At 74.5% G+C, this 21,501-nt stretch carries 19 protein-coding genes, 1 pseudogene and 1 riboswitch; of the genes and pseudogenes, 10 read left to right on the top strand and 10 right to left on the bottom strand.

The features are described 5' to 3' along the window. The first annotated feature begins 131 nt into the window (after positions 1 to 131). The 5 genes from G6W55_RS25010 (at position 132) to G6W55_RS24990 (ending at position 5,069) form a co-directional block, all read left to right on the top strand. The gene (locus G6W55_RS25010) at positions 132 to 995 is read left to right on the top strand and encodes an ABC transporter substrate-binding protein (protein WP_175523082.1); all 864 of its coding nucleotides are present in this window, start codon (positions 132 to 134) and stop codon (positions 993 to 995) included. Between the two features lie 4 nt (positions 996 to 999). Next, on the top strand, positions 1,000 to 1,848 hold the full coding sequence (locus G6W55_RS25005; RefSeq protein ID WP_175523081.1) for an amino acid ABC transporter permease: 849 nt from the start codon (positions 1,000 to 1,002) through the stop codon (positions 1,846 to 1,848). Further along, positions 1,845 to 2,642, top strand: a complete 798-nt coding sequence (locus G6W55_RS25000) for an amino acid ABC transporter ATP-binding protein (RefSeq protein WP_175523080.1) — start codon at positions 1,845 to 1,847, stop codon at positions 2,640 to 2,642. The genes G6W55_RS25005 and G6W55_RS25000 overlap by 4 nt, the downstream gene beginning before the upstream one ends. 14 nt (positions 2,643 to 2,656) lie before the next feature. Next, positions 2,657 to 3,748 carry an amidohydrolase family protein gene (locus tag G6W55_RS24995; protein WP_175523079.1) on the top strand — a complete coding sequence of 364 codons (1,092 nt, stop codon included), beginning with the start codon at positions 2,657 to 2,659 and terminating at the stop codon, positions 3,746 to 3,748. 259 nt (positions 3,749 to 4,007) lie between these two features. After that, the gene (locus tag G6W55_RS24990; protein WP_175523078.1) at positions 4,008 to 5,069 is read left to right on the top strand and encodes an SCO1860 family LAETG-anchored protein; all 1,062 of its coding nucleotides are present in this window, start codon (positions 4,008 to 4,010) and stop codon (positions 5,067 to 5,069) included. Positions 5,070 to 5,136: 67 nt separating this feature from the next. Here the strand turns inward: G6W55_RS24990 and cobC are convergent, their stop codons facing one another. Together cobC and G6W55_RS24980 are read right to left on the bottom strand one after the other, a co-directional pair. Continuing rightward, positions 5,137 to 6,201: an Rv2231c family pyridoxal phosphate-dependent protein CobC gene (gene cobC / locus G6W55_RS24985; RefSeq protein ID WP_175523077.1), complete on the bottom strand. Its 1,065-nt coding sequence runs from the start codon at positions 6,199 to 6,201 to the stop codon at positions 5,137 to 5,139. Between the two features lie 34 nt (positions 6,202 to 6,235). Further along, a pseudogene (locus G6W55_RS24980) lies at positions 6,236 to 6,634 on the bottom strand (cobalamin biosynthesis protein); the annotation flags it as partial. A 39-nt stretch (positions 6,635 to 6,673) separates the two neighbouring features. On the opposite strand from G6W55_RS24980, the gene G6W55_RS24975 reads away from it, so the two are divergent. Continuing rightward, positions 6,674 to 7,402, top strand: coding sequence for a ZIP family metal transporter (locus G6W55_RS24975; RefSeq protein ID WP_175523076.1), 729 nt, complete (start codon positions 6,674 to 6,676; stop codon positions 7,400 to 7,402). A 29-nt stretch (positions 7,403 to 7,431) separates the two neighbouring features. On the opposite strand, the gene G6W55_RS24970 is transcribed toward G6W55_RS24975, so the two are convergent. From G6W55_RS24970 to G6W55_RS24940, 7 genes are all read right to left on the bottom strand, one after another. Continuing rightward, entirely contained in the window at positions 7,432 to 8,814 is a 1,383-nt protein-coding gene (locus tag G6W55_RS24970; protein ID WP_175523075.1) for a cobyrinate a,c-diamide synthase, read from the bottom strand. Positions 8,815 to 8,818: 4 nt separating this feature from the next. Next, complete coding sequence (cobO, locus tag G6W55_RS24965) at positions 8,819 to 9,418, bottom strand: cob(I)yrinic acid a,c-diamide adenosyltransferase (protein ID WP_175523074.1); 600 nt, start codon at positions 9,416 to 9,418, stop codon at positions 8,819 to 8,821. Then, the gene (locus G6W55_RS24960; RefSeq protein ID WP_175523073.1) at positions 9,418 to 11,505 is read right to left on the bottom strand and encodes a putative cobaltochelatase; all 2,088 of its coding nucleotides are present in this window, start codon (positions 11,503 to 11,505) and stop codon (positions 9,418 to 9,420) included. The genes cobO and G6W55_RS24960 overlap by 1 nt, the downstream gene beginning before the upstream one ends. 106 nt (positions 11,506 to 11,611) lie before the next feature. Further along, positions 11,612 to 13,123 carry a cobyric acid synthase gene (locus G6W55_RS24955; RefSeq protein WP_175523072.1) on the bottom strand — a complete coding sequence of 504 codons (1,512 nt, stop codon included), beginning with the start codon at positions 13,121 to 13,123 and terminating at the stop codon, positions 11,612 to 11,614. Continuing rightward, complete coding sequence (locus tag G6W55_RS24950) at positions 13,120 to 14,070, bottom strand: cobalamin biosynthesis protein (protein ID WP_175523071.1); 951 nt, start codon at positions 14,068 to 14,070, stop codon at positions 13,120 to 13,122. The genes G6W55_RS24955 and G6W55_RS24950 overlap by 4 nt, the downstream gene beginning before the upstream one ends. 99 nt (positions 14,071 to 14,169) lie before the next feature. Next, positions 14,170 to 14,312: riboswitch (cobalamin riboswitch) on the bottom strand. A gap of 146 nt (positions 14,313 to 14,458) precedes the next feature. Beyond that, positions 14,459 to 14,680: a hypothetical protein gene (locus G6W55_RS24945; protein WP_175523070.1), complete on the bottom strand. Its 222-nt coding sequence runs from the start codon at positions 14,678 to 14,680 to the stop codon at positions 14,459 to 14,461. Positions 14,681 to 14,728: 48 nt separating this feature from the next. Then, positions 14,729 to 15,991, bottom strand: coding sequence for an inorganic phosphate transporter (locus G6W55_RS24940; RefSeq protein ID WP_175523069.1), 1,263 nt, complete (start codon positions 15,989 to 15,991; stop codon positions 14,729 to 14,731). 203 nt (positions 15,992 to 16,194) lie between these two features. On the opposite strand from G6W55_RS24940, the gene G6W55_RS24935 reads away from it, so the two are divergent. The 3 genes from G6W55_RS24935 to G6W55_RS24925 all read left to right on the top strand — a co-directional run bounded on the left by G6W55_RS24935 (position 16,195) and on the right by G6W55_RS24925 (position 20,375). Then, positions 16,195 to 16,878, top strand: a complete 684-nt coding sequence (locus G6W55_RS24935; RefSeq protein ID WP_175523068.1) for a class II aldolase/adducin family protein — start codon at positions 16,195 to 16,197, stop codon at positions 16,876 to 16,878. A gap of 761 nt (positions 16,879 to 17,639) precedes the next feature. Then, positions 17,640 to 18,785, top strand: a complete 1,146-nt coding sequence (locus G6W55_RS24930) for an alpha/beta hydrolase (protein ID WP_175523067.1) — start codon at positions 17,640 to 17,642, stop codon at positions 18,783 to 18,785. 159 nt (positions 18,786 to 18,944) lie between these two features. Beyond that, on the top strand, positions 18,945 to 20,375 hold the full coding sequence (locus G6W55_RS24925) for a hypothetical protein (protein WP_175523066.1): 1,431 nt from the start codon (positions 18,945 to 18,947) through the stop codon (positions 20,373 to 20,375). 28 nt (positions 20,376 to 20,403) lie between these two features. Here the strand turns inward: G6W55_RS24925 and G6W55_RS24920 are convergent, their stop codons facing one another. After that, positions 20,404 to 20,817 carry a VOC family protein gene (locus tag G6W55_RS24920; protein WP_175523065.1) on the bottom strand — a complete coding sequence of 138 codons (414 nt, stop codon included), beginning with the start codon at positions 20,815 to 20,817 and terminating at the stop codon, positions 20,404 to 20,406. 257 nt (positions 20,818 to 21,074) lie between these two features. Between G6W55_RS24920 and G6W55_RS24915 the strand changes: the two genes are divergently transcribed. Next, positions 21,075 to 21,501, top strand: a 427-nt coding sequence (locus G6W55_RS24915) for an ATP-binding cassette domain-containing protein (RefSeq protein ID WP_175523064.1), incomplete at its 3' end; no start/stop codon positions are given.

The raw sequence follows: 21,501 nt of genomic DNA, 5'->3' as shown, positions 1-21,501 counted from the left end.
ATGACTTCGCAGGTCGACCGGCTGCATGACCATCGGATTGGTTTGAGACACTCAAACTTCTCCTTATAATCGGATCCTCAGGTCCCCAGGACCTCGCTCATCCCCCCACCTCCCCCACAGGAAGGCCCGCCGTGAAGACCCTCTCCGGGCGACGGACCCGCGTCCTGGCCGCCGGCACCGCCGCGGCCGCACTGATGCTCGTGGCCGCCTGCACCTCCAGCGACGACGGAGGCAGCGGCTCCAAGACCGCCGCCGGCGGGGTGGAGCTTGCCAAGGCCGGCCGGCTCACCACCTGCACCCACCTGCCCTACCCGCCCTTCCAGTCGGAGATCGACGGCAAGGTGCAGGGCTTCGACGTGGCCCTGATCGACCTGGTCGCCGAGGACCTCGGCGTGAAGCAGGTCGTCCTCGACACCCCGTTCGAGAACTTCAAGACGGGCGCCTTCCTCAACTCCGGCGAGTGCGACGTCGCCGCGGCCGGTATGACCATCACCGAGGAACGCAAGAAGAACGTCGACTTCTCCGACCCGTACTTCGAGGCCACCCAGGCCCTCCTGGTCGACAAGGGCAGCGGGATCACGTCCCTCGCCGACGCCAAGGCCAAGAAGGTCAAGCTGGGCGCCCAGGCGCAGACCACCGGCGAGGACTACGCCAAGCAGCAGGGCTTCGACCCGGTCTCCTTCGAGTCCTCCGACGCCGTCCTCAACGGCCTGCGCTCCGGCCAGGTCAAGGCCGTCGTCATCGACTTCCCGGTGGTCCAGGGCTGGCTGAAGGACAAGGCCAACGCCGACGCCTTCGAGGTCGCCGACAACATCAACACCGGTGAGCAGTACGGCTTCACGGTGAAGAAGGGCAACACCAAGCTGCTCGCCGCGATCGACAAGGCGCTGGCCGGGGCCAAGGCGGACGGCACGTACAAGGAGATCTACGAGAAGTGGATCGGCCCCTACGACGAGTCCGCGGCCTCCCCGGCCGCGACCGCCTCGGCCTCCTGACCCGATGGCCGGGACCGGCAAGGACACACCCCTGGAGCCGCTTCAGCCCAAGCGGAAGGGCCTGAGCCGACGGCAGCGGCGCAGCCTCTCGCGGGGCGTCCAGTACGTGCTCTTCGTCGCGGCCGTGATCGCCGTCGCGGTCTCGGCCGACTGGGGCCGGCTGAAGAACCAGTTCGCCCAGGGAAGCATCGCCAAGGAGATGTTCCCGGACGTCATCACGCTGGCGCTCAAGAACACCGTGCTCTACACGCTGTCCGGCTTCGCCGTCGGACTCGTGCTGGGCATGGTGATCGCGCTGATGCGGCTGTCGTCGGTGGGCCCCTACCGCTGGTTCGCCGGGGTCTACATCGAGATCTTCCGCGGACTGCCCGCCCTGCTGATCTTCATCTTCATCGGGGTGGCCGTCCCGCTCGCCTTCCCCGGCACGGAGATCGTCGGCGGCACCTACGGCAAGGTCGCCCTCGCGCTCGGCCTGGTGGCCGCCGCCTACATGGCGGAGACCATCCGCGCCGGCATCCAGGCCGTCCCCAAGGGGCAGATGGAGGCGGCCCGTTCCCTGGGCTTCTCACCGGCCAGGGCGATGGTCTCGATCATCATCCCGCAGGCGTTCCGGATCATCCTGCCGCCGCTCACCAACGAACTGGTCCTGCTGTTCAAGGACTCCTCGCTGGTGCTGTTCCTCGGCGTGACCCTGGAGGAACGCGAACTGTCCAAGTACGGGCGCGACCTGGCCAGCCAGACCGCCAACTCCACGCCGATCCTGGTCGCCGGCCTGTGCTATCTGCTGGTGACCGTCCCGCTCGGCTTCGTCGTGCGCCGTATGGAGGCCAAGGCCCAGGAGGCCGTGAAATGAGCCGACCGGAGATCCAGGTCAGGGACCTGCACAAGTCCTTCGGCGCCAACGAGGTGCTGCGCGGCATCGATCTGGAGATCGGCCAAGGCGAGGTCGTCTGTGTGATCGGCCCGTCCGGCTCGGGCAAGTCGACGCTGCTGCGGTGCGTGAACCTGCTGGAGGAGCCGACGAAGGGGCAGGTGTTCGTCGGCGGCACCGAGATCACCGACCCGGACGTCGACATCGACGCCGTACGCTGCCGGATCGGCATGGTCTTCCAGCAGTTCAACCTCTTCCCGCATCTGTCGGTGACCGAGAACCTCACGCTGCCGCAGCGCCGGGTGCTGCGCCGGGGCAGGGCGGAGGCCGCGCGGGTCGCCGCCGAGAACCTGGCCCGGGTGGGCCTGTCGGAGAAGGCGGACGCCTACCCGGCCTCCCTGTCCGGCGGCCAGCAGCAGCGCGTCGCCATCGCCCGCGCGCTCGCCATGGGCCCCGAGGTGATGCTCTTCGACGAGCCGACCTCGGCGCTCGACCCGGAGCTGGTCGGCGATGTCCTCGCCGTCATGCGCATGCTCGCGGACGAGGGCATGACGATGATGGTCGTCACCCACGAGATGACCTTCGCCCGCGAGGTCGCCGACCGGGTCGTCTTCATGGACGGCGGAGTGATCGTCGAGGACGGCACCCCGGAACAGGTCATCGGCGCCCCCTCCCACGAACGCACCCGCCACTTCCTCTCCCGCCTCCTCGACCCGGCGATGGCCCAGGTCGAGAAGGACAACCCGGCCGACCGGGTGGAGAAGAGCGGCCACTAGTTAGGGTGCATCGCATGAGCGATCACCCGGTGCTGCACGTGAAGGGGCGGGTCCTGGCCGGGCCCGACGACGTCCGCGACGAGCTGTGGGTCGTCGACGGCCGGATCAGCCACGACCGTCCCGGCGGCGCCCGCGACGTGCGGACCGTGACGGGCTGGGCGCTGCCCGGTCTCGTCGACGCCCACTGCCATGTGGGCCTCGGCGCGCACGGGCCGGTCGACGCCGACGAGGCGGAGAAGCAGGCGCTGGCCGACCGCGAGGCCGGCACCCTGCTGATCCGCGACGCGGGATCGCCGTCCGACACCCGCTGGGTGGACGACCGCGACGACCTCCCGAAGATCATCCGGGCCGGCCGGCACATCGCCCGCACCCGCCGCTACATCCGCGGCTACGCCCATGAGATCGAGCCCGACGACCTGGTCGCGTACGTCGCCCAAGAGGCCCGGCGCGGCGACGGCTGGGTCAAGCTGGTCGGCGATTGGATCGACCGCGAGGTGGGCGACCTGGCCCCGAGCTGGCCCCGGGAAGCGGCCGAGGCCGCCATCGCCGAGGCCCACCGGCTGGGCGCCCGGGTCACCGCGCACTGCTTCGCCGAGAACTCCCTGCGCGACCTCGTCGAGGCGGGCATCGACTGCATCGAGCACGCGACGGGCCTGACCGAGGACCTGATCCCGCTCTTCGCCGAGCGCGGCGTCGCGATCGTCCCGACCCTCGTCAACATCGCGACCTTCCCGCGGCTCGCGGACGGCGGCGAGAGCAAGTTCCCGCGCTGGTCGGCCCATATGCGCCGGCTCCACGAACGCCGCTACGACACCGTGCGGTCCGCCTACGACGCCGGCATCCCGGTCTTCGTCGGCACGGACGCCGGCGGCACCCTCCCGCACGGCCTGGTGGCCGCCGAGGTCGCCGAGCTGGTCACCGCCGGCATCCCGCCCCTGGACGCCCTCGCGGCCACCACCTGGACCGCCCGCGCCTGGCTCGGCCGCCCCGGCCTGGAGGAGGGCGCCCCCGCCGACCTCGTCGTCTACGACACGGACCCCCGCACCGACGTCCGTGTCCTCGCCGACCCCCGCCGGGTGGTCGTCAACGGGCGCGTCACGGCCTGACCTCCGGACCGGCGGCCCGCCGTGACGTGCGCCCCGCACGGGTCGTTGTGCACCCCCGTCCACGCGCCGGTGCGACGGGGCTCCGGTCGCCGCATCGGGTGACACGGAGGGGACGACGGGGAACACCCGTGCCGCGAGATTCGAACAGGTCCACGGAAACCCCCCTTTGGGGTGAAGTCCCGCGAGATCGCTGACTGTTCACCCGTCATGCGTAATTCTTTCCGGGTCCCAAGCATGTCTCTCTGGGGGTCCCATCACCTTGAACGGCCAGCACTTCCGCATGCCCGCACGCCGTCTCGCCTCCGTCGCGGCGGCCACCGCCCTGGCCGCCGGTCCCACGGCCCTGGCCTGCGCGGGCACCGCCCACGCGACCTCCGGCCACGGCCACGGCCGCGCGAGCGCCGTCGTCCTGCGCACCGCGCTCGACGTGAACCTGCTCAACAAGACCGTCGACGTCCCGCTCGCCGTCACCCTCAACGAGGTGACCGCGCCGCAGAGCGCCGAGAAGACCGCGCTCACCGCCGAGCTGGACGGCGTCGCCGGCGGACGGCCCTTCACCGTCCTGCGGGCCAAGGTCGCCGAGGCCAGGGCGACCGTCGACGACACCAGGGCCGAGGCGTCCACCCGCCTCGCCCACGCCCGGCTGCACGTCCCCGGCCTGCCGCTGCTCTCCGTCATCGAGGTCGGTGCCGTCAGCTCACGGGCCACCTGCGAGGCCAGCAAGGCGCCGGTCGCCGAGTCCAGCATGCCCGGCTCGGTGACGGTCCTCGGCAAGAAGGTCTCGGTGAGCGCCGGCGGCACCACCGACGTCAAGGTCCCCGGCGTCGGCGAGGTCCGCCTCGATCTGTCCCAGCGCGAGACGACCTCCCGCACGGCCGCCGCCACCGCCCTCGAACTCACCGTCTCCGTCAACCCGTTGAAGCTCAACGTCGCCGAGGTCACCGGCAAGCTCACCCTCGCCCAGGCCACCTGCAAGACCCCGAAGGCACCCGAGCGGGAGCCCGAGGAGGAGGCCGAGGAGGAGACCGGCACCGGCACCGGCACCGGCACCGAGGAGGAGACCGGCACCGGGGACGACAGCGGTACCGAGGAGAACGGCGGCACGGAGGACAACAGCGGCACCGAGGCGAGCGAGGCGCCGGCCGCCGACGACAGCGGCGCCGAACCCGCCACCGACGTCAAGGCGCAGGGCGCCCCCGCCGGGTCCGGGCTCGCCGAGACCGGCGGCAGCTCCACGACGCCGTACATCGCGGGCGGCGCCGTGGCCCTGCTGGCCGCCGGCGGGGGAGCCGTGGCCCTGGCCCGGCGCAACCGCGGCTGATCCACCGGTCCGACACGGCCCCGCCGTACGGGAGTTCACGCGTCCCGTACGGCGGGGCCGCGCCGTTTCAGCGGCTCGCCAGCACCATCGCCCGGTCCAGCGCCTGGAGGAACGCGTTGACCGTCGGCCGGTCCCGCACCGCCAGCCGCAGCCACTCCTCGTTCAGCCCCGGGAAGGTGTCCCCGCGCCGCACCGCGAACCCCAGGTCCCGCAGATGCCGGCGCACCGCGGCCGCGCGCTCCACCCGCACCAGCACGAAGGGTCCCTCCGCCGGTTCCGCGACCCGCAGCCCGTCCGGGGCGAACTCCCGCAGCCCCGCCACCAGATGGGCCCGGTCCACGGCGATCCGGTATGCCGCGTGCGCCGCTTCCGCCAGCGCGCGCGGCGACACACACGCCTCCGCCGCGGCGAGCGCCGGCGTGGACACCGGCCACAGCGGCTGCGCCCGTTCCAGCTCCGCGACCGTCTCCGGCGCGGCCAGCACGTACCCGATCCGCAGCCCCGCCAGACCCCAGGTCTTCGTCAGACTGCGCAGCACCACCAGCCCCGGTACGTCGGTCCGCCCGGCGAGGGCCTCGCGCTCGCCCGGCACCGCGTCCATGAACGCCTCGTCCACCACCAGCGTCCGCCCCGGCCGGGCGAGAGCGGCGAGAGCCACCGCCGGATGCAGCACCGAGGTGGGGTTCGTGGGATTGCCGATCACCACCAGGTCGGCGTCCTCGGGGACGGCCGCCGGATCCAGCCGGAACCCGTCCTCGGCGCGCAGCAGCACCCGCTCCACCCGGTGCCCGGCGTCCCGCAGCGCCGCCTCCGGCTCGGTGAACTGGGGGTGCACCACGACCGGCCGGCGTACGGCCAGAGCCCGCGCCAGCAGGACGAACGCCTCCGCCGCGCCCGCCGTCAGCAGCACCCGCTCCACCGGCAGCCCGTGCCGCGCCGCCACCGCCGCCCGCGCGGCCCGCCCGTCCGGATAGGCCGCGAGTCCGGTCAGCGACGCCGCGATGTGCTCGCGCAGCCAGCGCGGGGGAGTGCCGGCGCGGACGTTCACCGCGAGGTCGACGAGCGCGGCGCCGTCGTCGCGCACCTCGGCGTCGCCGTGGTGGCGCAGGTCGTGCCGGTCAGTCGTGGGCATGGGAATCCGCCAACCCGTCGATGGTCATGTCGGTACCGCCGGCCGCGAGCCGCTCGAGCCCGGGGAGCCGCCGTACGACCGCGCAGGTCGCTCGGGCCGGCACCCCGGCCGACCGGCGCTTGGGGACGAGGAGTTCGCCGCCGCGGGCCAGGGCGGCCGCCTCCGCGACCGAGGGGGCGCCGACGGCGGCGAGCGGCGCGGCGGAGGGGTTCGGCACCTCGACGGCCGCCAGCTCCGCCGCGGAGTAGGTCACCAGCGGCACCCCGAGGCGGGCCGCGGCCGCCACGATCCCGGGCTCCGCCGCCTTGCCGTCGACGGTGGCCAGCTCGGCGACGCACCGGGCGGACAGGCCCGCGTCCCGCAGGGCGTCCTCGATCATGCCGAGCACCTCCCCGGCCGGGACGCCCCGGGACGCCCCCACGCCGACGACCAGGATGTGCGCGACCGGGGCCGGATCGGATACCAAGGGGCCATGGCCGTCCTCGTCGCGCTCGGCGCGTTCCTCATGACGCTCGCCGGCGGCTGGACCGCCCAGCGTGTCACCGACCGCCGCCATCTGGTCCTCGGCCTGGCCGGCGGCCTGATGCTCGGCGTCGTCGGCCTGGACCTGCTGCCGGAGGCCCTGGCGGCGGCCGGCACCGAGGTGTTCGGCGTCCCGGCCGCGCTGCTGCTGTTCGTGGCCGGCTTCCTGCTGGCCCATCTGGTGGAACGCCTCCTCGCGGTCCGCCAGGCCGCGCACGGCGCCGAGGAGGTCACGGGCCGCGCCCCCGAGGTGGGTCTCACGGCGGCCGCCGCGATGGTCGGCCACAGCGCCATGGACGGTGTGGCCATCGGCGCCGCCTTCCAGATCGACGACGGCATGGGCGTGGCCGTGGCCCTCGCGGTGATCGCCCACGACTTCGCGGACGGCTTCAACACGTACACGATCGCCAGCGTCTACGGCAACGCCCGCCGCAAGGCCCTCGCGATGCTGTTCGCGGACGCGGCCGCACCGGTCCTGGGCGCGGCCTCGACGACGTTCGTCACCATCCCGGAGCCACTGCTCGGCGGCTATCTCGGCTTCTTCGCGGGCGCGTTGCTCTACCTCGCCGCCGCCGAGATCCTCCCCGAGGCCCACCACCAACACCCGGCCCGTTCGACCGTCCTGTGCACGATCGCGGGCGCGGCCTTCATCTGGCTGGTGGTGGGCCTGGCGAGCTGACGTGCCGCCCCCCACCGCCCGCCCGCCCGTCATGACGTCCCGCACCTCTCCACGAACCGTCGGGCCACGCCCGGGGCGGCCGCCCAGTGGGTGTGCAGATAGCTCGCGTGGACGCCGCCGGTCACGAAGCCCTCGACGCGCGGCTGCGGGGTCCGCAGTCCCCAGGCGGGGGTGCCGCCCGCGCCTGGCTCCACCACCGTCCGGTGGAACTCGTGGCCGCGCAGCCGGGTCCCGGCGGCGGCCAGCACACTGTCGGTGACGGCGACGGCGTCCCGGTAGCCGAGCGTCAGCCGGTCCGTCATCCGGGCGCTCGCGTCCAGCACCCCGCACATCGGCCGGCCGTCCAGCTCCCGGCACAGATACAGCAGCCCGGCGCACTCAGCGGCGACCGGCGCGCCGGACTCCGCGAGCGCGGCGACGGCCTTGCGCAGCGGCTCGTTGGCGGACAGTTCGGCGGCGTACATCTCGGGGAAGCCGCCGCCCACGACCAGCCCCCCGGTCCCCTCGGGCAGCGCCTCGTCGCGCAGCGGATCGAAGGTGACGACCTCGGCCCCGGCGGCGGTGAGCAGCTCGGTGTGCTCGGCGTAGGAGAAGGTGAACGCGGGCCCGCCGGCGACCGCGACCACCGGACGCCGCCCCGGTACCGGCGGCCCGGCCGGCGGCGCCCAGGCCGCGTCCGGCAGCGGCCCCGCCGTCCGGGCCAGCGCCATCAGCCCCTCCAGATCGCAGCCCCGCTCGACCTGCGCCGCCATCGCCGCGACCGCGTCCAGCGCCGCCGCCCGCCGCTCGGCGACCGGCACCAGCCCCAGATGCCGGGACGGCGTGTCCACCTGAGGGGCCCGCCGCAGCACTCCGAACACCGGTACCCCGGCCTCGTCCAGCGCGTCCCGCAGCAACTCCTCGTGCCGGTCCGAGGCGACCTTGTTCAGGATCACGCCCGCGAGCCGCGCCTGCGGATCCCAGGCCGCGAACCCGTGCACCAGCGCCGCCACCGACCGCGACTGCGACGAGGCGTCCACGACCAGCACCACCGGCGCCCGCAGCAGCTTCGCCACATGCGCGGTGGACGCCAGCTCCCCCTGGCCCGACGCCCCGTCGAACATCCCCATCACGCCCTCGACCACGGCGAGTTCGCACCCGGCCGCGCCGTGCGCGAAGAGCGGGCCGATCAGCTCGGGCCCGCACAGATACGCGTCGAGATTGCGCCCCACCCGCCCGGTGGCGAGCGCGTGGTACCCGGGGTCGATGTAGTCGGGCCCGACCTTGTGCGGGGACACGGCGAGCCCCCGCGCGGTGAACGCGGCCATCAGCCCGGTGGCGACGGTGGTCTTGCCGCTGCCGGAGGACGGCGCGGCGACGACCAGCCGGGGCACGGAGGTCGAGGAGGACGGAGAAGACGGGGTGGTCAGCACGGCGTCACCACTCGATGCCTCGCTGGCCCTTCTGCCCGGCGTCCATCGGGTGCTTGACCTTGGACATGTCGGTGACGAGGTCGGCGAGGTCGACGATCTGTGCGGGGGCGTTCCGCCCGGTGATCACCACGTGCTGGGTGCCGGGCCGGTCCCGCAGCACCGACACCACCTCGTCCGGATCCACCCACCCCCAGTGCATCGGGTACGCGAACTCGTCGAGCACGTACAGCTTGTACGTCTCGGCCGCCAGGTCGCGCTTGACCTGCTCCCAGCCCTCGCGGGCCTTCTCCTCGTTGTCCATCTGGCCGTCGCGCTGCACCCACGACCAGCCCTCGCCCATCTTGTGCCAGTCGACGGTGCCGCCCTCGCCGCTGGCGCCCAGCACCCGCAGCGCGTTCTCCTCGCCGACCTTCCACTTGGCCGACTTGACGAACTGGAACACCCCGATCGGCCAGCCCTGGTTCCAGGCCCGCAGCGCGAGCCCGAACGCGGCGGTCGACTTGCCCTTGCCGATCCCGGTGTGCACCAACACCAGTGCCCGGTTACGGCGCTGACGGGTCGTCAGTCCGTCGTCCGGTACGACACTCGGCTGTCCCTGCGGCACTACGCGGCCCTCCTCGAAGTCGAAACAGTCGAAACAGTCGAAACAGACGGAGCCACGGAGGCTCCCTGTACGTCCCTGACCAGCCCGGCGATCGACTCCGCCCGCAGCTCGTCCAGGGTCACCGCCGTCCCGCCCAGCTCACCCGCGAGCCGCCCCGCGAGCCCGAGCCGCACCGGCCCCGACTCGCAGTCCACGACGACGGAGGCGACGCCCTCGGCGGCGAACAGCCGGGCCGCCCGCCCGGCCAGCGCCACCGGATCCGGACCGCCGGTGGCCCGGCCGTCCGTCACGACCACCACCAGCGCCCGGCGCGCCGGGTCCCGCAGCCGCTCCACCCGCAGCACGTCGTGCGCCCGCAGCAGCCCGGCGGCCAGCGGGGTGCGCCCCCCGGTGGGCAGCGACTCCAGCCGTACGGCGGCGGCGTCCACCGAGGACGTGGGCGGCAGCGCCACCTCGGCCGCCGACCCTCGGAAGGTCACCAGGCCCACCTTGTCGCGCCGTTGGTAGGCGTCCAGCAGCAGGGAGAGGACGGCGCCCTTCACCGCGCTCATCCGCTGCCGGGCCGCCATCGACCCGGAGGCGTCCACGACGAACAGCACGAGGTTGCCCTCGCGCCCCTCCCGGGTCGCCTGCCGCAGATCGTCCCGGCGCACCACCAGGCCCCGCCCGGACCGTCCCCGCGCCCGCTGGTGCGGCGCGGCGGCCAGCACGGTCGCCGCCAGATGCAGCTTGGTCAGCGCGCCCCGCGGCCGGCGCGCGCCGGTGGTGCGCCCGTGCTCGGTGCGTGCCCGCGAGCGCCGCCCGGCGGCACCCTCACCGATCCCGGGCACGCTGAGCACCTTCGTACGGAACGGTTCGGCGGCCCGTACGGCGGACCGCTCGCCCGCGCCGGCACCGGCTCCGGCTGCGGGGGAGTCCTCGGGCTGCCCGTCCGCACCGGCCTCGGGCGGCGCCCCGGCGTCGGCCCCGGCCGCATCGTCGGGCCCTCCGGCGTCCGGGGCCGGACCCCCGCCCCCGCCCCCGTCGTCGGGCCCACCGGGATCCGTGTCCGGGTCGGGCTCGGGATCCTCGTCGTCGCCCGCGAACTCCTCCAGCGTCTGATCCAGCCGGTCCTCGTCGAGCCCCGGCGCGTCGAACGGATTGCGCCGGCGCCGGTGCGGCAGCGCGAGCAGCGCCGCCTGCCGCACGTCCTCGGCGAGCACGTCCGTGCGCCCGGCCCAGGCGGCCAGCGCCGTCGCCGTACGGGCCATCACGATGTCGGCGCGCATGCCGTCCACCTCGAACGCGGCACAGGTCGCCGCGATCTGCCGCAGCGCCCCGTCGCCCAGCCGCACCGACGGCAGCAGCTCCCGCGCGGCCGTGATCCGCTCCCGTACGGCGGCCTCCTCGTCCGCCCACCGGGCGGTGAACCCGGCCGGGTCGTCGTCGTAGGCCAGCCGGCGCCGGACGACCTCCACCCGCTGGTCGGGCTCGCGCGAGGCGGCCACCTCCACCGTCAGCCCGAACCGGTCGAGCAACTGCGGCCGCAGCTCGCCCTCTTCGGGGTTCATCGTCCCGACGAGCAGGAAACGGGCGGCGTGCCGTACGGAGACGCCCTCGCGCTCCACGTACGAGGCGCCCATCGCGGCCGCGTCCAGCAGCAGGTCGACCAGATGGTCGTGGAGCAGGTTGACCTCGTCGACGTAGAGGATCCCGCGGTGCGCGTCGGCCAGCAGGCCCGGCTCGAACGCCTTCACGCCCTCGGCCAGGGCCCGTTCGATGTCCAGGGCGCCCACCAGCCGGTCCTCCGAGGCGCCGACGGGCAGCTCCACCATCCGCGCCGGCCGGGTCTCGGACACCCCCGGCTCGTGCGGACCGTCCGGGCAGCCGGGGTCGGGGGCGGCGGGGTCGCAGGAGAAGCGGCAGCCGGAGACCACGTCGAGGGCGGGCATCAGCGCCGAGAGCGCGCGCACGGCGGTGCTCTTCGCGGTGCCCTTCTCCCCGCGCACCAGCACCCCGCCGACCGCCGGTGACACGGCGTTCAGCAGCAGCGCGAGCCGCAGATCGTCCTGGCCGACGACGGCCGTGAATGGGAAGGGGGTGGTCACTGGTTCTCCTCCAGGTCGCCGGCCGGCTCCGGACGCGGGACGGGCGGACGGGACGGCACGGTGGTCACGCGGGACGGCGCAGTGTTCACGCAGGACGGCACGGTGTTCACGCGGGCGCCCCCGGTGGCACGAAGGGAAGTCCCGGCGGCGCGCCCGACTCCACGAGCCGCCACAGCGCGTCCGTGTCCGCGTGCTGTTCGATCAGATCGCCGAGCCGGTCGAGCTGTTCCTCGCGCAGCGCGGCGAAGGAGGTGTCGGGGGCCGGCACGAACCGGCGGCCCGCCGCGGCGGCGACCTCGCGCAGGAAGGCCCGCCGGAAGCCGTCCGACTCCAGCGAACCGTGCCAGTGCGTGCCCCACACCGAGCCCGCCCGGCAGCCGTCGAGGAAGGGCTCCCCGCCGGTCACCGTCGCGACCCCGTGATGGATCTCGTACCCCTCGACCCGCTCGCCGAGGGCCTCGCCGGCCGGCCGGGTGAGGGTCTTCTCCGGGGCGAACCGCACCCGGACCGGCAGCAGTCCGAGCCCGTCGACCCGCCCGCGGCGGCTCTCGACGTCGTCCTCGATGTGCTCGCCGAGGATCTGAAAACCGCCGCAGATCCCGAGCACGGGCCGCCCCTCGGCCGCCCGCCGGGCGAGCGCGTCGGCGAGCCCCCGCTCGCGCAGCCACTCCAGCGCCCGCACGGTCCCCCGGGTGCCGGGTACGACGACGAGATCGGCGTCCGCCAGCTCCTCGGGCCGGTCCACGAACCGCACGACGACACCGGGCTCGGCGGCCAGCGCGTCCACGTCCGTGAAGTTGGACATCAGCGGGATCGCGCACACGGCGACCCGCAGCACGTCCTCGCCCACCGGCGGCGACACGTTCGACTCGCGCACGGTGCCGCGCAGCGACACCCGCAGACCGTCCTCCTCGTCGATCCCGAGCCCGTGCCGGAACGGCAGCACCCCGTAGGTGCGGCGGCCGGTGAGCCCGTGCAGCATGTCGAGCCCGGGTTCCAGCAGGCTGACGTCCCCGCGGAACTTGTTGACGAGGAACCCGGCGACCAGCTCCTGGTCCTCCGGCGACAGCAGCGCGACGGTGCCGAAGAAGGAGGCGAAGACGCCCCCGCGGTCGATGTCGCCGACCACCAGCACCGGCAGCCGCGCGCTGCGCGCGAGGCCCATGTTCACGATGTCGGTGCGCCGCAGGTTGATCTCGGCGGGACTGCCCGCCCCCTCGCAGATCACCGCGTCGTACGTGCCGCGCAGCTCGGCCAGACAGTCGACGACCGTCCCGAGGAGCCGCTGCTGACGGCCCCCGTGGTAGCCGCGCGCGCTCATCTCGCCGACCGGCCTGCCGAGCAGCACGACCTGGCTGCTGCGCTCCCCGCCGGGCTTGAGCAGCACCGGGTTCATCAGCGCGCTCGGCTCGATCCGGCACGCCTGCGCCTGCATGGCCTGGGCGCGCCCGATCTCGGCGCCCTCCTTCGTCACGAAGGAGTTCAGGGACATGTTCTGCGCCTTGAACGGCGCGACCTTCACCCCCTGCCGCACCAGCCACCGGCAGATCCCGGCGGTGACGACGCTCTTGCCCGCGTCGGACGTGGTGCCGGCGACGAGCAGCCCCCCGCCCGTCATGACGCCCGCCCCCGCACCCGCGCGGCGGCGGCCCGCCCGGCGACGGTGACGCCGAGCGCGAGCAGCGCGACCCGGCGGGACAGCCGTACCGCCCGCTCGATGTCCTTGACCTCCACGGAACGCCCCTCCTGGTTCAGCACCGGCCGGTGTTCGACCCGGCCCCCGTACGACAGCGTCCCGCCGAGCCGCACCCCGAGCGCCCCCGCGAAGGACGCCTCCACGGGCCCGGCGTTGGGACTGGGATGCCGGTGGGCGTCGTCCCGCCAGGCCCGTACGGCGCCCCGCGGATCGTCCCCCGCGAGGGCGGCGAGGACGGCGGTGAGCCGTGCCCCCGGCCAGCCGGCGAGGTCGTCCAGGCGCGCGGACGCCCACCCGAAGCGCAGATGGCGCGGCGAGCGGTGTCCGACCATGGCGTCCAGCGTGTTGACGGCCCGGAACCCGAGCAGCCCGGGCACTCCGGCGGCCGCTCCCCACACCAGGGCCCCGGTGACGGCGTCGGAGGTGTTCTCGGCGACGGACTCGACCACGGCGCGGGCGATCCCGTCGGCGTCCAGGGCCTGCGGGTCGCGCCCGCACAGATGCGGCAGTCGGGCCCGCGCCGCGTCGACGTCCCCGCTCTCCAGGGCCTGCCCGACGGCCCGTGCCTCGCGCGCGAGGGAGGTGCCGCCGACGACGGCCCAGGTGGCGGCGGCGGTGAGGGCGACGGACCCGGCGGGGGAGGAGCGCACGGCGCGCGAGGCGGCGGCCCCGAGCGCTACGGCGCCCCCGGCGCACACCAGGGTGTGCAGGGCGCCCCGGCCCCGGTGGTCGCGCCACAGCACGCGCTCCACGGCACCGGCGGCCCGCCCGAATCCGGCGACCGGATGACCCCGGCGGGGATCGCCGAGGAGCAGGTCGCCGAGGAGGCCGAGCGCGGCGCCGTACGCGTGGACGCGGTCGGCACGCACCGGCTCAGCCGGCCGTGCGGCCGGGCAGTGGCCTGGTGCGGTACCTCAACGACCGAGCGCGCATGGCGATATGTCCTCACTCAGGGTGTCCGCGCCCTGGTTCGACGAGACCGGCGGTGAGAGTTCCTGGCTCCCGGGGGTTCCTACCCCGGTGACAGTGGCGGGACCGCGCCGGATTCGCACCGGCTTCCTCTTCTGCCGCCGTAGCTGGCCCCGGCAGTCCACCACGGGCCCCGAAGGGCCGTCAACTTGCCGTTGACCTGCGGGGGGAGAGTGTGCAGAACCCCACACCGCCCGTCCGCGGACCGGGCCGCACACGAAGGCGCGCCCGGTCCGGGACCCCGGGAAGGGGCCGGACCGGGCGCGCCCGGGGACGGTCGTCGTGGCCTCAGGCCACGATCAGCGAGATCCCGTAGGCCACCGCGGCCGTGCACGCCGCGAAGCAGGCGTACGCGCCGGTGAGGGCGAGGGTGGCGGAGCCGCCCCGCGCGGTGGCCCGTTCGCGGTGGGAGAGGGCCATGATGCCGAGGGTGAAGAGGCCCACGAGGGCCACGGTGACCACGAGGCTGACGCCGAAGACGGAGCCCAGGGCTGCCCAGTCGATCTTCATAGGGATGCTGTTCCTTCGCGTTCCTGCGTATCCGGGCGGGGCTTGGCCCTAGACCGTGGGGGCGGGTGAGGCCGCCGGCTCGGTCGCCGGGGAGGCGATCGTGGCGGTCAGGGTCTCGGAGACCGGCTCGTGAGCCGACTCGGTCATGGCTGCGGTGGGCGGCGGGGTCACCGCGGCGATGGCGGTGGTGACGACACCGGCCGGCTCGTCCGGATGGTCGTTGACGTTGGTGTGGTCGACGTGCTCACGGCGGGAGATCTTCCAGATGGCGGCGCTGGAGGCGATCAGGAAGACCGCGACCACCGCGGTGCCCCAGGAGCCGAAGCCGGTCACGTACTCGGCGAGCGCGCCCACCAGGGCGGCGGCCGGGAGCGTGAGGCCCCAGGCGACGAACATCCGGGTCGCGGTGGACCAGCGGACCACCCCGCCCTTGCGGCCGAGGCCCGCGCCCATCACGGAACCGGAGACCGAGTGCGTGGTGGAGAGGGAGAAGCCCAGGTGGGAGGAGGCCAGGATGACCGTCGCGGCGCTGGTCTGGGCGGCGAAGCCCTGCTGCGGCTGGAGGTCGGTGAGGCCCTTGCCCATGGTGCGGATGATGCGCCAGCCGCCGAGGTAGGTGCCGAGCGCGATGGCCAGGCCGGCGGTGAGGATGACCCACAGCGGCGGGTCGGAGTCGGGGGCGACGGCACCGCCGGCCACCAGGGCCAGGGTGATGATGCCCATCGTCTTCTGGGCGTCGTTGGTGCCGTGGGCGAGGGAGACCAGGCCCGCGGAGGCGATCTGGCCGGCCCGGTAGCCCTTCTCGGCCGCCTTGCCGTCGGCCTTCCTGCCCAGGCGGTAGGAGAGCCGGGTGGCGAGCATCGCGGCGACGCCCGCGACCAGCGGGGCCGCGATCGCCGGGATCAGGACCTTGGTGACCAGGACGTCACCGTGGACCGCGCCCATGCCCGCGGAGGCGATGGTGGCGCCGATCAGACCGCCCATGAGGGCGTGGGAGGAGCTGGAGGGCAGGCCCACCAGCCAGGTCAGCAGGTTCCAGAGGATCGCGCCGACCAGGGCGGCGAAGATGACCTCGGGACGGATGCCGGTCTCGTCGACGAGACCCTTGGAGATCGTGTTGGCGACCTCCACGGAGAGGAAAGCGCCCACAAGGTTCAGCACGGCGGACATGGCCACCGCGACCTTGGGCTTGAGCGCACCGGTCGAGATGGTGGTGGCCATCGCGTTGGCGGTGTCGTGAAAACCATTCGTGAAATCGAACGCGAGTGCGGTGACCACCACAATCGCGAGGATCAGCGAGAAGTTTTCCATTTACCCAGGCAATCTTTCGAAGTCATTGGTCGGCTGACCGTAGGCAACCTGGGTGAACGGAAGGTGAACTGAGGCGGTCTCTGCGGTGTCCACATCCGGGGGTCGTCACCCCATATCGCGGCGGCCCGTAGCGGGTGCTCCACGATGCGTGATCCGGCCGGTGTTGTATGCGATGAAAGGCCGTGCGCTGGCAGGATCGGGGCATGGCTGAACAGCGGTACGGACAGCGTCGGCGGGACCCGCTCCCCGAGGAGACGGACGCCTGGGAGGCCCTGGTGACGGCGGCCCGCCGCACGGTCGCGGACGGCCTCGTCGTCGGCACCTCGGGCAACGTCTCGGTGCGCGTCGGCGACACCGTGCTGGTGACCCCGTCGGGGGTGCCCTACGACCGGCTCACCCCGGACGACGTCACCGGCGTCGACCTCACCGGGCGGCAGGTGCTCGGCACCCTCGTCCCGACCAGCGAACTGCCCATGCACCTCGCCGTGTACGCCACGACCGACGCCCGCGCCGTGGTCCACACGCACGCCGTCCACGCCACCGCCGTCTCCACGCTCGTCCTCGAACTCCCGTCCGTCCACTACATGACGGGCGCCCTCGGCGGCCCGGTCCGCGTCGCCCTCTACGCGCCCTACGGCACCCCGGAACTGGCCGAGCACGTCCTGCGCGCCCTCGAAGGACGCACCGGCTGCCTCCTCCGCAACCACGGCACGCTCACTTACGGCACCACCCTCGACCTGGCCTACGACCGCACGGCCCAGCTCGAATGGATGTGCAGCGTCTGGCTCAAGGCGTCCTCGGTCCCCCACCACACCCCGTCCCTCCTGACGGAGGCCCAGATCACGGACGCGACCACCCGCCTGCGCACCTACGGCCAGCCGAGCTGACCCCACCCCTACGGCTGCCGGGGCACCTGCCGGCTGCCGGGGCACCTGCCGTGCCTCGCCCGCCCCGGCGCCGGCCGCCCGCCGTGCCGGCAGGCGGCCCCCGCCCGGAAATCCGCGCCGCCTCGCTTGTGCGTCGGGGTGCCTGCCATGCCCTGTGCTCCGCGTGCCTGCCGAGCCTTTCGCGCCCCCGCCCAAGAGCTGCCGCGCCTTCTCAGTCCCGCGCCCCGGCTGCCCGCCACGCGCAAGCCCCCCGCGCTGGGGTCTGCCGTGCCCTGCGGATGCCCCGTGTTGGGAGCCGCGCCTGGCTCGGGTTTCGCGCCCGGGTGCCCGGCACCGGTGGGCCCTCCGTGCGGGAGTCCGCCGCGCCTTGCTCGCGTCTTGTGTCCGGGTGTCCGGGTGTCCGCCGAGCCTTGGCCGCCCCCTCGTCCGGGAGCCGCTGTGCCTTGCTCGGGCCCCGCCAGGGTGCCCGCCACCCGCATGCCCCCGCCAGGGTGCCCGCCGTGCCCTGTGCCCCTCGCGCCCGGGAGTCTGCCGCGCCTTGCATGCCCTCCGCCTGGGCGCCGCCATGCCCCGCTCGCCCCCTGCCCAGTACGGACCCCGCAACCGGGGTGCCTTCTGTGCCCCCTGTATCCACGCCGCCCCCCGGGACACCCGCTCAGCCGCACGCCCCCCGGCCCCTGAGACCCGCCGCACCACCCCGCACGCCCCCCCGGCCCCGCCCTCCACTGGCCGCCAAGAGGATTGGCCAGGACACTGGACGGGTGCGCACTGTCACCGCGACGGCCGCCGCCGTCACCGCAGCCCTGGCCGCCGGCGCCGCGAGTGTCGCCGCCGGGCGGCTCGCCAGCGACGCCGCGCTGAAGGCGCCGCCCGGGCGGCCCCTGCCCACCGAACCCCGGCTCACCGTGCACGGCACCGCCGCGGGCCAGATCGCCCTCACCCGCCATCTGGCCAGCCTGCGCCCCGGCACCTACGGGCTCGCGGGTGACGGCTCCCACGCGGTCGTCGGGCCCGTGCTGCCCGAGGCCGCCGGCTCCGCCGACACCGTCGTACGCCGTCTGGAACGCGTCACGCACGGCAGCCTGAGCCCCGGCGACGCGGTGTGGCTCACCCCCAACCTCTACGTCGGCAACCCGAGCGCCGCCCTCGGCCTCGACCACGCCGACGTCGACGTGCCCGGCGAACTGGGCCCGCTGCCCGCCTGGTTCGTGCCGGGCGCCCGGAGCACCTGGGTGATCGCCGTGCACGGCCTCGCCGCCACCCGCGAACACGCCCTGAACCTCCTGGACTTCCTGCACGGCCGCCGCTTCCCGGTCCTCGCCCTCTCCTACCGCGGCGACCTCGGCGCGCCCCGCCCGCCGGACGGACTGAACCACCTCGGCCAGACCGAGTGGCGCGACCTGGACGCCGCGATGCGCTACGCCGTCCGCTACGGCGCCGAACGCGTCGTCCTGCTCGGCTGGTCCACCGGCGCCACCATGGCCCTGCGCGCGGCCGCCCACTCCGGACTGCGCGACCGGGTCTCCGGGCTCGTCCTGGACTCCCCGGTGCTCGACTGGCAGGCCACCCTGCGCGCCCTGGCCGCCGCCAGGCACACCCCCGGTGTCCTGCTGCCGCTCGCCGTCCGCGCCGCCCAGGGCCGCACCGGACTGCACGACGGCCCCGGCGGCTCCGGCGACCCGGGCGACGGCGCCGACCCGGCCGCCGGACTGCGGGTGCCGACCCTCGTCTTCCACGGCCCCGACGACACCGTGGCCCCCTGGGAGGCGTCCCGCCGGCTCGCCGCCCGCCGCCCCGGCCTGGTCTCCCTGCACACCGTCGCCCGGGCCCCGCACGCCGCGATGTGGAACGCCGGCCCGAAGGACTACGAGGAGACCCTGCGCCGCTTCCTCATCCCCCTGAGCTGAGCGGCCGCGAGGACCGTCCCCGAAGGTTCCGTTTAAGGCCGTACCACTGGCCTGAACCGGCCCCGGCGGGCCCCCGCGCACGCCGTGCGTTGGCCAGTCCCGTCGCCCGCCGTGACATTCCGTTTGGGTTTTCGGACCGTCAACCGGAAGACTGCACCCGTGACGTCCCGTATCCCGCGCGACTCCAGGCTTCGACTCGTCCGCCCGCGACCCCTGGCCGCCGCCCCCACCGCTGTGAACGAGCGGCGCCCGCGCCGCCCCGCGCCCCGCCCCCCGGAAGGCACTCCGGCCCCGGCGGAGCTGGCCAGAATGGCACGCTCAGGTCTGGCCGCCGCGGCCCGTGTCGCCCGCTGGGCCGACAGCGCCCTCGGCCCCGGCCGTGACGCCGCGACCGCCGACGGCAAGGCCACCCTGTCCGACCCGTCCGCCGAACGCGCGGCCCGCGATCTGGGCCTGACCCGGGACCAGGTCCGCCACGACTGGGACATCGCCCGCCTCGCCGGACTCATCGAGGTGCACGGCGACAGCGCCCGCCCCGGCTGGCGGCTGCGCGCCTGGAACCGCGACGACGGCGCCGTGCTCCGCGGCTGGGTCGCCCTCTTCGACGCCTGGTCGCTCGCCACCCCCGAACCCGCGGGGGAGGAGCCCGCCGCCGTCGCCGAGGTCGTCTCGGCCATGCCGCAGGTGCTCTCCTTCCTCCAGCTCTCCGCCGGCCCCGTGCCCGTGGAGCAGCTCCTCGACCTGCTGCGCCAGCGCGTCACCGAACTGCGCACCGAGCGCTGCGAGGTCCCCTACGCCGCCGACGCCGTCAGCCCCGCGGCCGCCGCGCCCGCCGCCGACACCGACCCGGCGGAGCCCGCCCGGGACGCCGAACTCGCCCCCCTCCTCGACTGGGCCCTGCACGCCCTCGCCTCGGTGGGCGCGCTGACCTGCGGCGCCGGCCAGGCCACCCTCACCCCGCTCGGCAACTGGGCGGTCTGGGTCAAGCTGGAGCAGATCTGCGTCGCCGCGCAGAGCCCCGCCGGCAACATCGAGCAGGCGGCCGAGGACATGCTGCGCGGCTGCGCCCAGCTCCGCCCCAACGCGGCCCGCGCCGAGTACCGCGCCTGGCTCGCCGCCCGGACCGTCGGCGGCGCCGTCACCGAACTCCTGGCCGCCGCCCGCGGCGAGGACGCCCTGCTGCGCGGCCTCGCCTTCGAGGCGCTGCGCGTCGTCGGCGCCCCCGCCGAGGCCGAGGTCCGCGCCGCCGTCGACGAGCCCGCCCTGCGGCCCTACGCCCTGCTGTGGCTGGCCGAGCACGACGGCGTGGACGCCGAGGACGCGCACGAGGTGCTCACGCGCCAGGAGGCCACCTGGCTGTGGGTGGACACCGCCGCGGCCGTCGCCGACCACGGCGAGGCCCCGATGCTGGTACGGCATCTGGAGTCCGCGCTCCAGCCGACCGTGCCCGCGCTCCTGGACGAGGTGCGGGCCGTGGGACACCCGCGCACCGTGCAGGTCCTGGTCGCGCTCGCCGCCGCGCACCCCGACCCGGCGCTGGCCAAGGCCGTCCGCCGGGCCGCCTTCCAGGTGCACACCGGCGGAAGCTGAGCCGGGCCGCCCGGCCCCGCCCGGCGGCTCAGCCCTGGAGATCCGGCGCGTACGTGCCGAAGCTCCAGATGTTGCCCTCGGCGTCCCGCGCCATGTAGTCGCGGGAGCCGTAGTCCTGGTCCGTCGGGGGCATCAGGATCTCCGCGCCCTGCTCCACGGCCCGGCGGTGGTGCGCGTCCACGTCGTCCACCACCACGTACACCCCGGCGGGGCCCGCGTCCTTCATCGCCGCGTCGAAGACCCCGCCGCGGCCCTTCGAGCCCAGCATCACCACGCCGTTGCCCTGGGCCAGCTCGGCGTGCAGCACCGCGCCGTCCTCGCCCTCGTACACCGACAGCTCGGTGAAGCCGAACGCCTCCGTGAGCTGCCGGACCGCCGCCTTCGCGTCGGCGTACAGCAGTGTCGGACAGATGCCCGGTCGGGCGCCCTGCGTCCCTGTCATGCCGATCACTCCTCATGTGTGGCCACCGGGGCCACCGCCGGAAATGTCATCCGCCGCCCAGTGTGACAGCCGCCACTGACAACGCCCCGGCGTGACGGGACCACCGCCCGGACCGGCCCTTGATCGAACACGCGAACGCAGAAAACTGCTTGCACGGTCCCGTTAGACTGGCCCCATGGCCATTCTCCTCGCGCATTAGACGGCGGGAACGTCCTCAGCCGCCCATCCCGCCACCGACCCCGCACAGGAGTCTGACCGTGATCTCCGCCTCCGGCATCGAGCTGCGCGCCGGTGCCCGCATCCTCATCGAAAGCGCCTCCTTCCGTGTCGCCAAGGGCGACCGCATCGGCCTGGTCGGCCGCAACGGCGCGGGCAAGACGACCCTGACCAAGGTCCTGGCCGGCGAGGGCATGCCCGCCGCGGGCCAGGTCACCCGCTCCGGCGAGGTCGGCTACCTCCCGCAGGACCCCCGCACCGGCGACCTCGACGTCCTCGCCCGCGACCGCATCCTGTCCGCGCGCGGCCTCGACCTCCTCATCCGCAAGATGCGCGAGAACGAACAGCGGATCGCCGTCGGCCAGGGCGCCACCCGCGAGAAGGCCCTGCGGCAGTACGAGCGCCAGGAGACCGAGTTCCTCACCAAGGGCGGGTACGCCGCCGAGGCCGAGGCCGCCACCATCGCCG

The organism is Streptomyces sp. CAI-85 (assembly GCF_013363615.1).
Lineage (GTDB): Bacteria > Actinomycetota > Actinomycetes > Streptomycetales > Streptomycetaceae > Streptomyces > Streptomyces antibioticus_B.
This window is presented reverse-complemented; position numbering and strand designations above follow the sequence as displayed.

Bases quoted from the DNA above. Each gene is read 5' to 3' on its own strand.
- G6W55_RS25005 (WP_175523081.1), top strand. From the start codon at position 1,000: ATGGCCGGGACCGGCAAGGACACACCCCTGGAGCCGCTTCAGCCCAAG.
- G6W55_RS25000 (WP_175523080.1), top strand. From the start codon at position 1,845: ATGAGCCGACCGGAGATCCAGGTCAGGGACCTGCACAAGTCCTTCGGC.
- G6W55_RS24995 (WP_175523079.1), top strand. From the start codon at position 2,657: ATGAGCGATCACCCGGTGCTGCACGTGAAGGGGCGGGTCCTGGCCGGG.
- cobC (WP_175523077.1), bottom strand. From the start codon at position 6,201: ATGCCCACGACTGACCGGCACGACCTGCGCCACCACGGCGACGCCGAG.
- G6W55_RS24975 (WP_175523076.1), top strand. From the start codon at position 6,674: ATGGCCGTCCTCGTCGCGCTCGGCGCGTTCCTCATGACGCTCGCCGGC.
- G6W55_RS24955 (WP_175523072.1), bottom strand. From the start codon at position 13,123: ATGACGGGCGGGGGGCTGCTCGTCGCCGGCACCACGTCCGACGCGGGC.
- G6W55_RS24945 (WP_175523070.1), bottom strand. From the start codon at position 14,680: ATGAAGATCGACTGGGCAGCCCTGGGCTCCGTCTTCGGCGTCAGCCTC.
- G6W55_RS24940 (WP_175523069.1), bottom strand. From the start codon at position 15,991: ATGGAAAACTTCTCGCTGATCCTCGCGATTGTGGTGGTCACCGCACTC.
- G6W55_RS24935 (WP_175523068.1), top strand. From the start codon at position 16,195: ATGGCTGAACAGCGGTACGGACAGCGTCGGCGGGACCCGCTCCCCGAG.
- G6W55_RS24920 (WP_175523065.1), bottom strand. From the start codon at position 20,817: ATGACAGGGACGCAGGGCGCCCGACCGGGCATCTGTCCGACACTGCTG.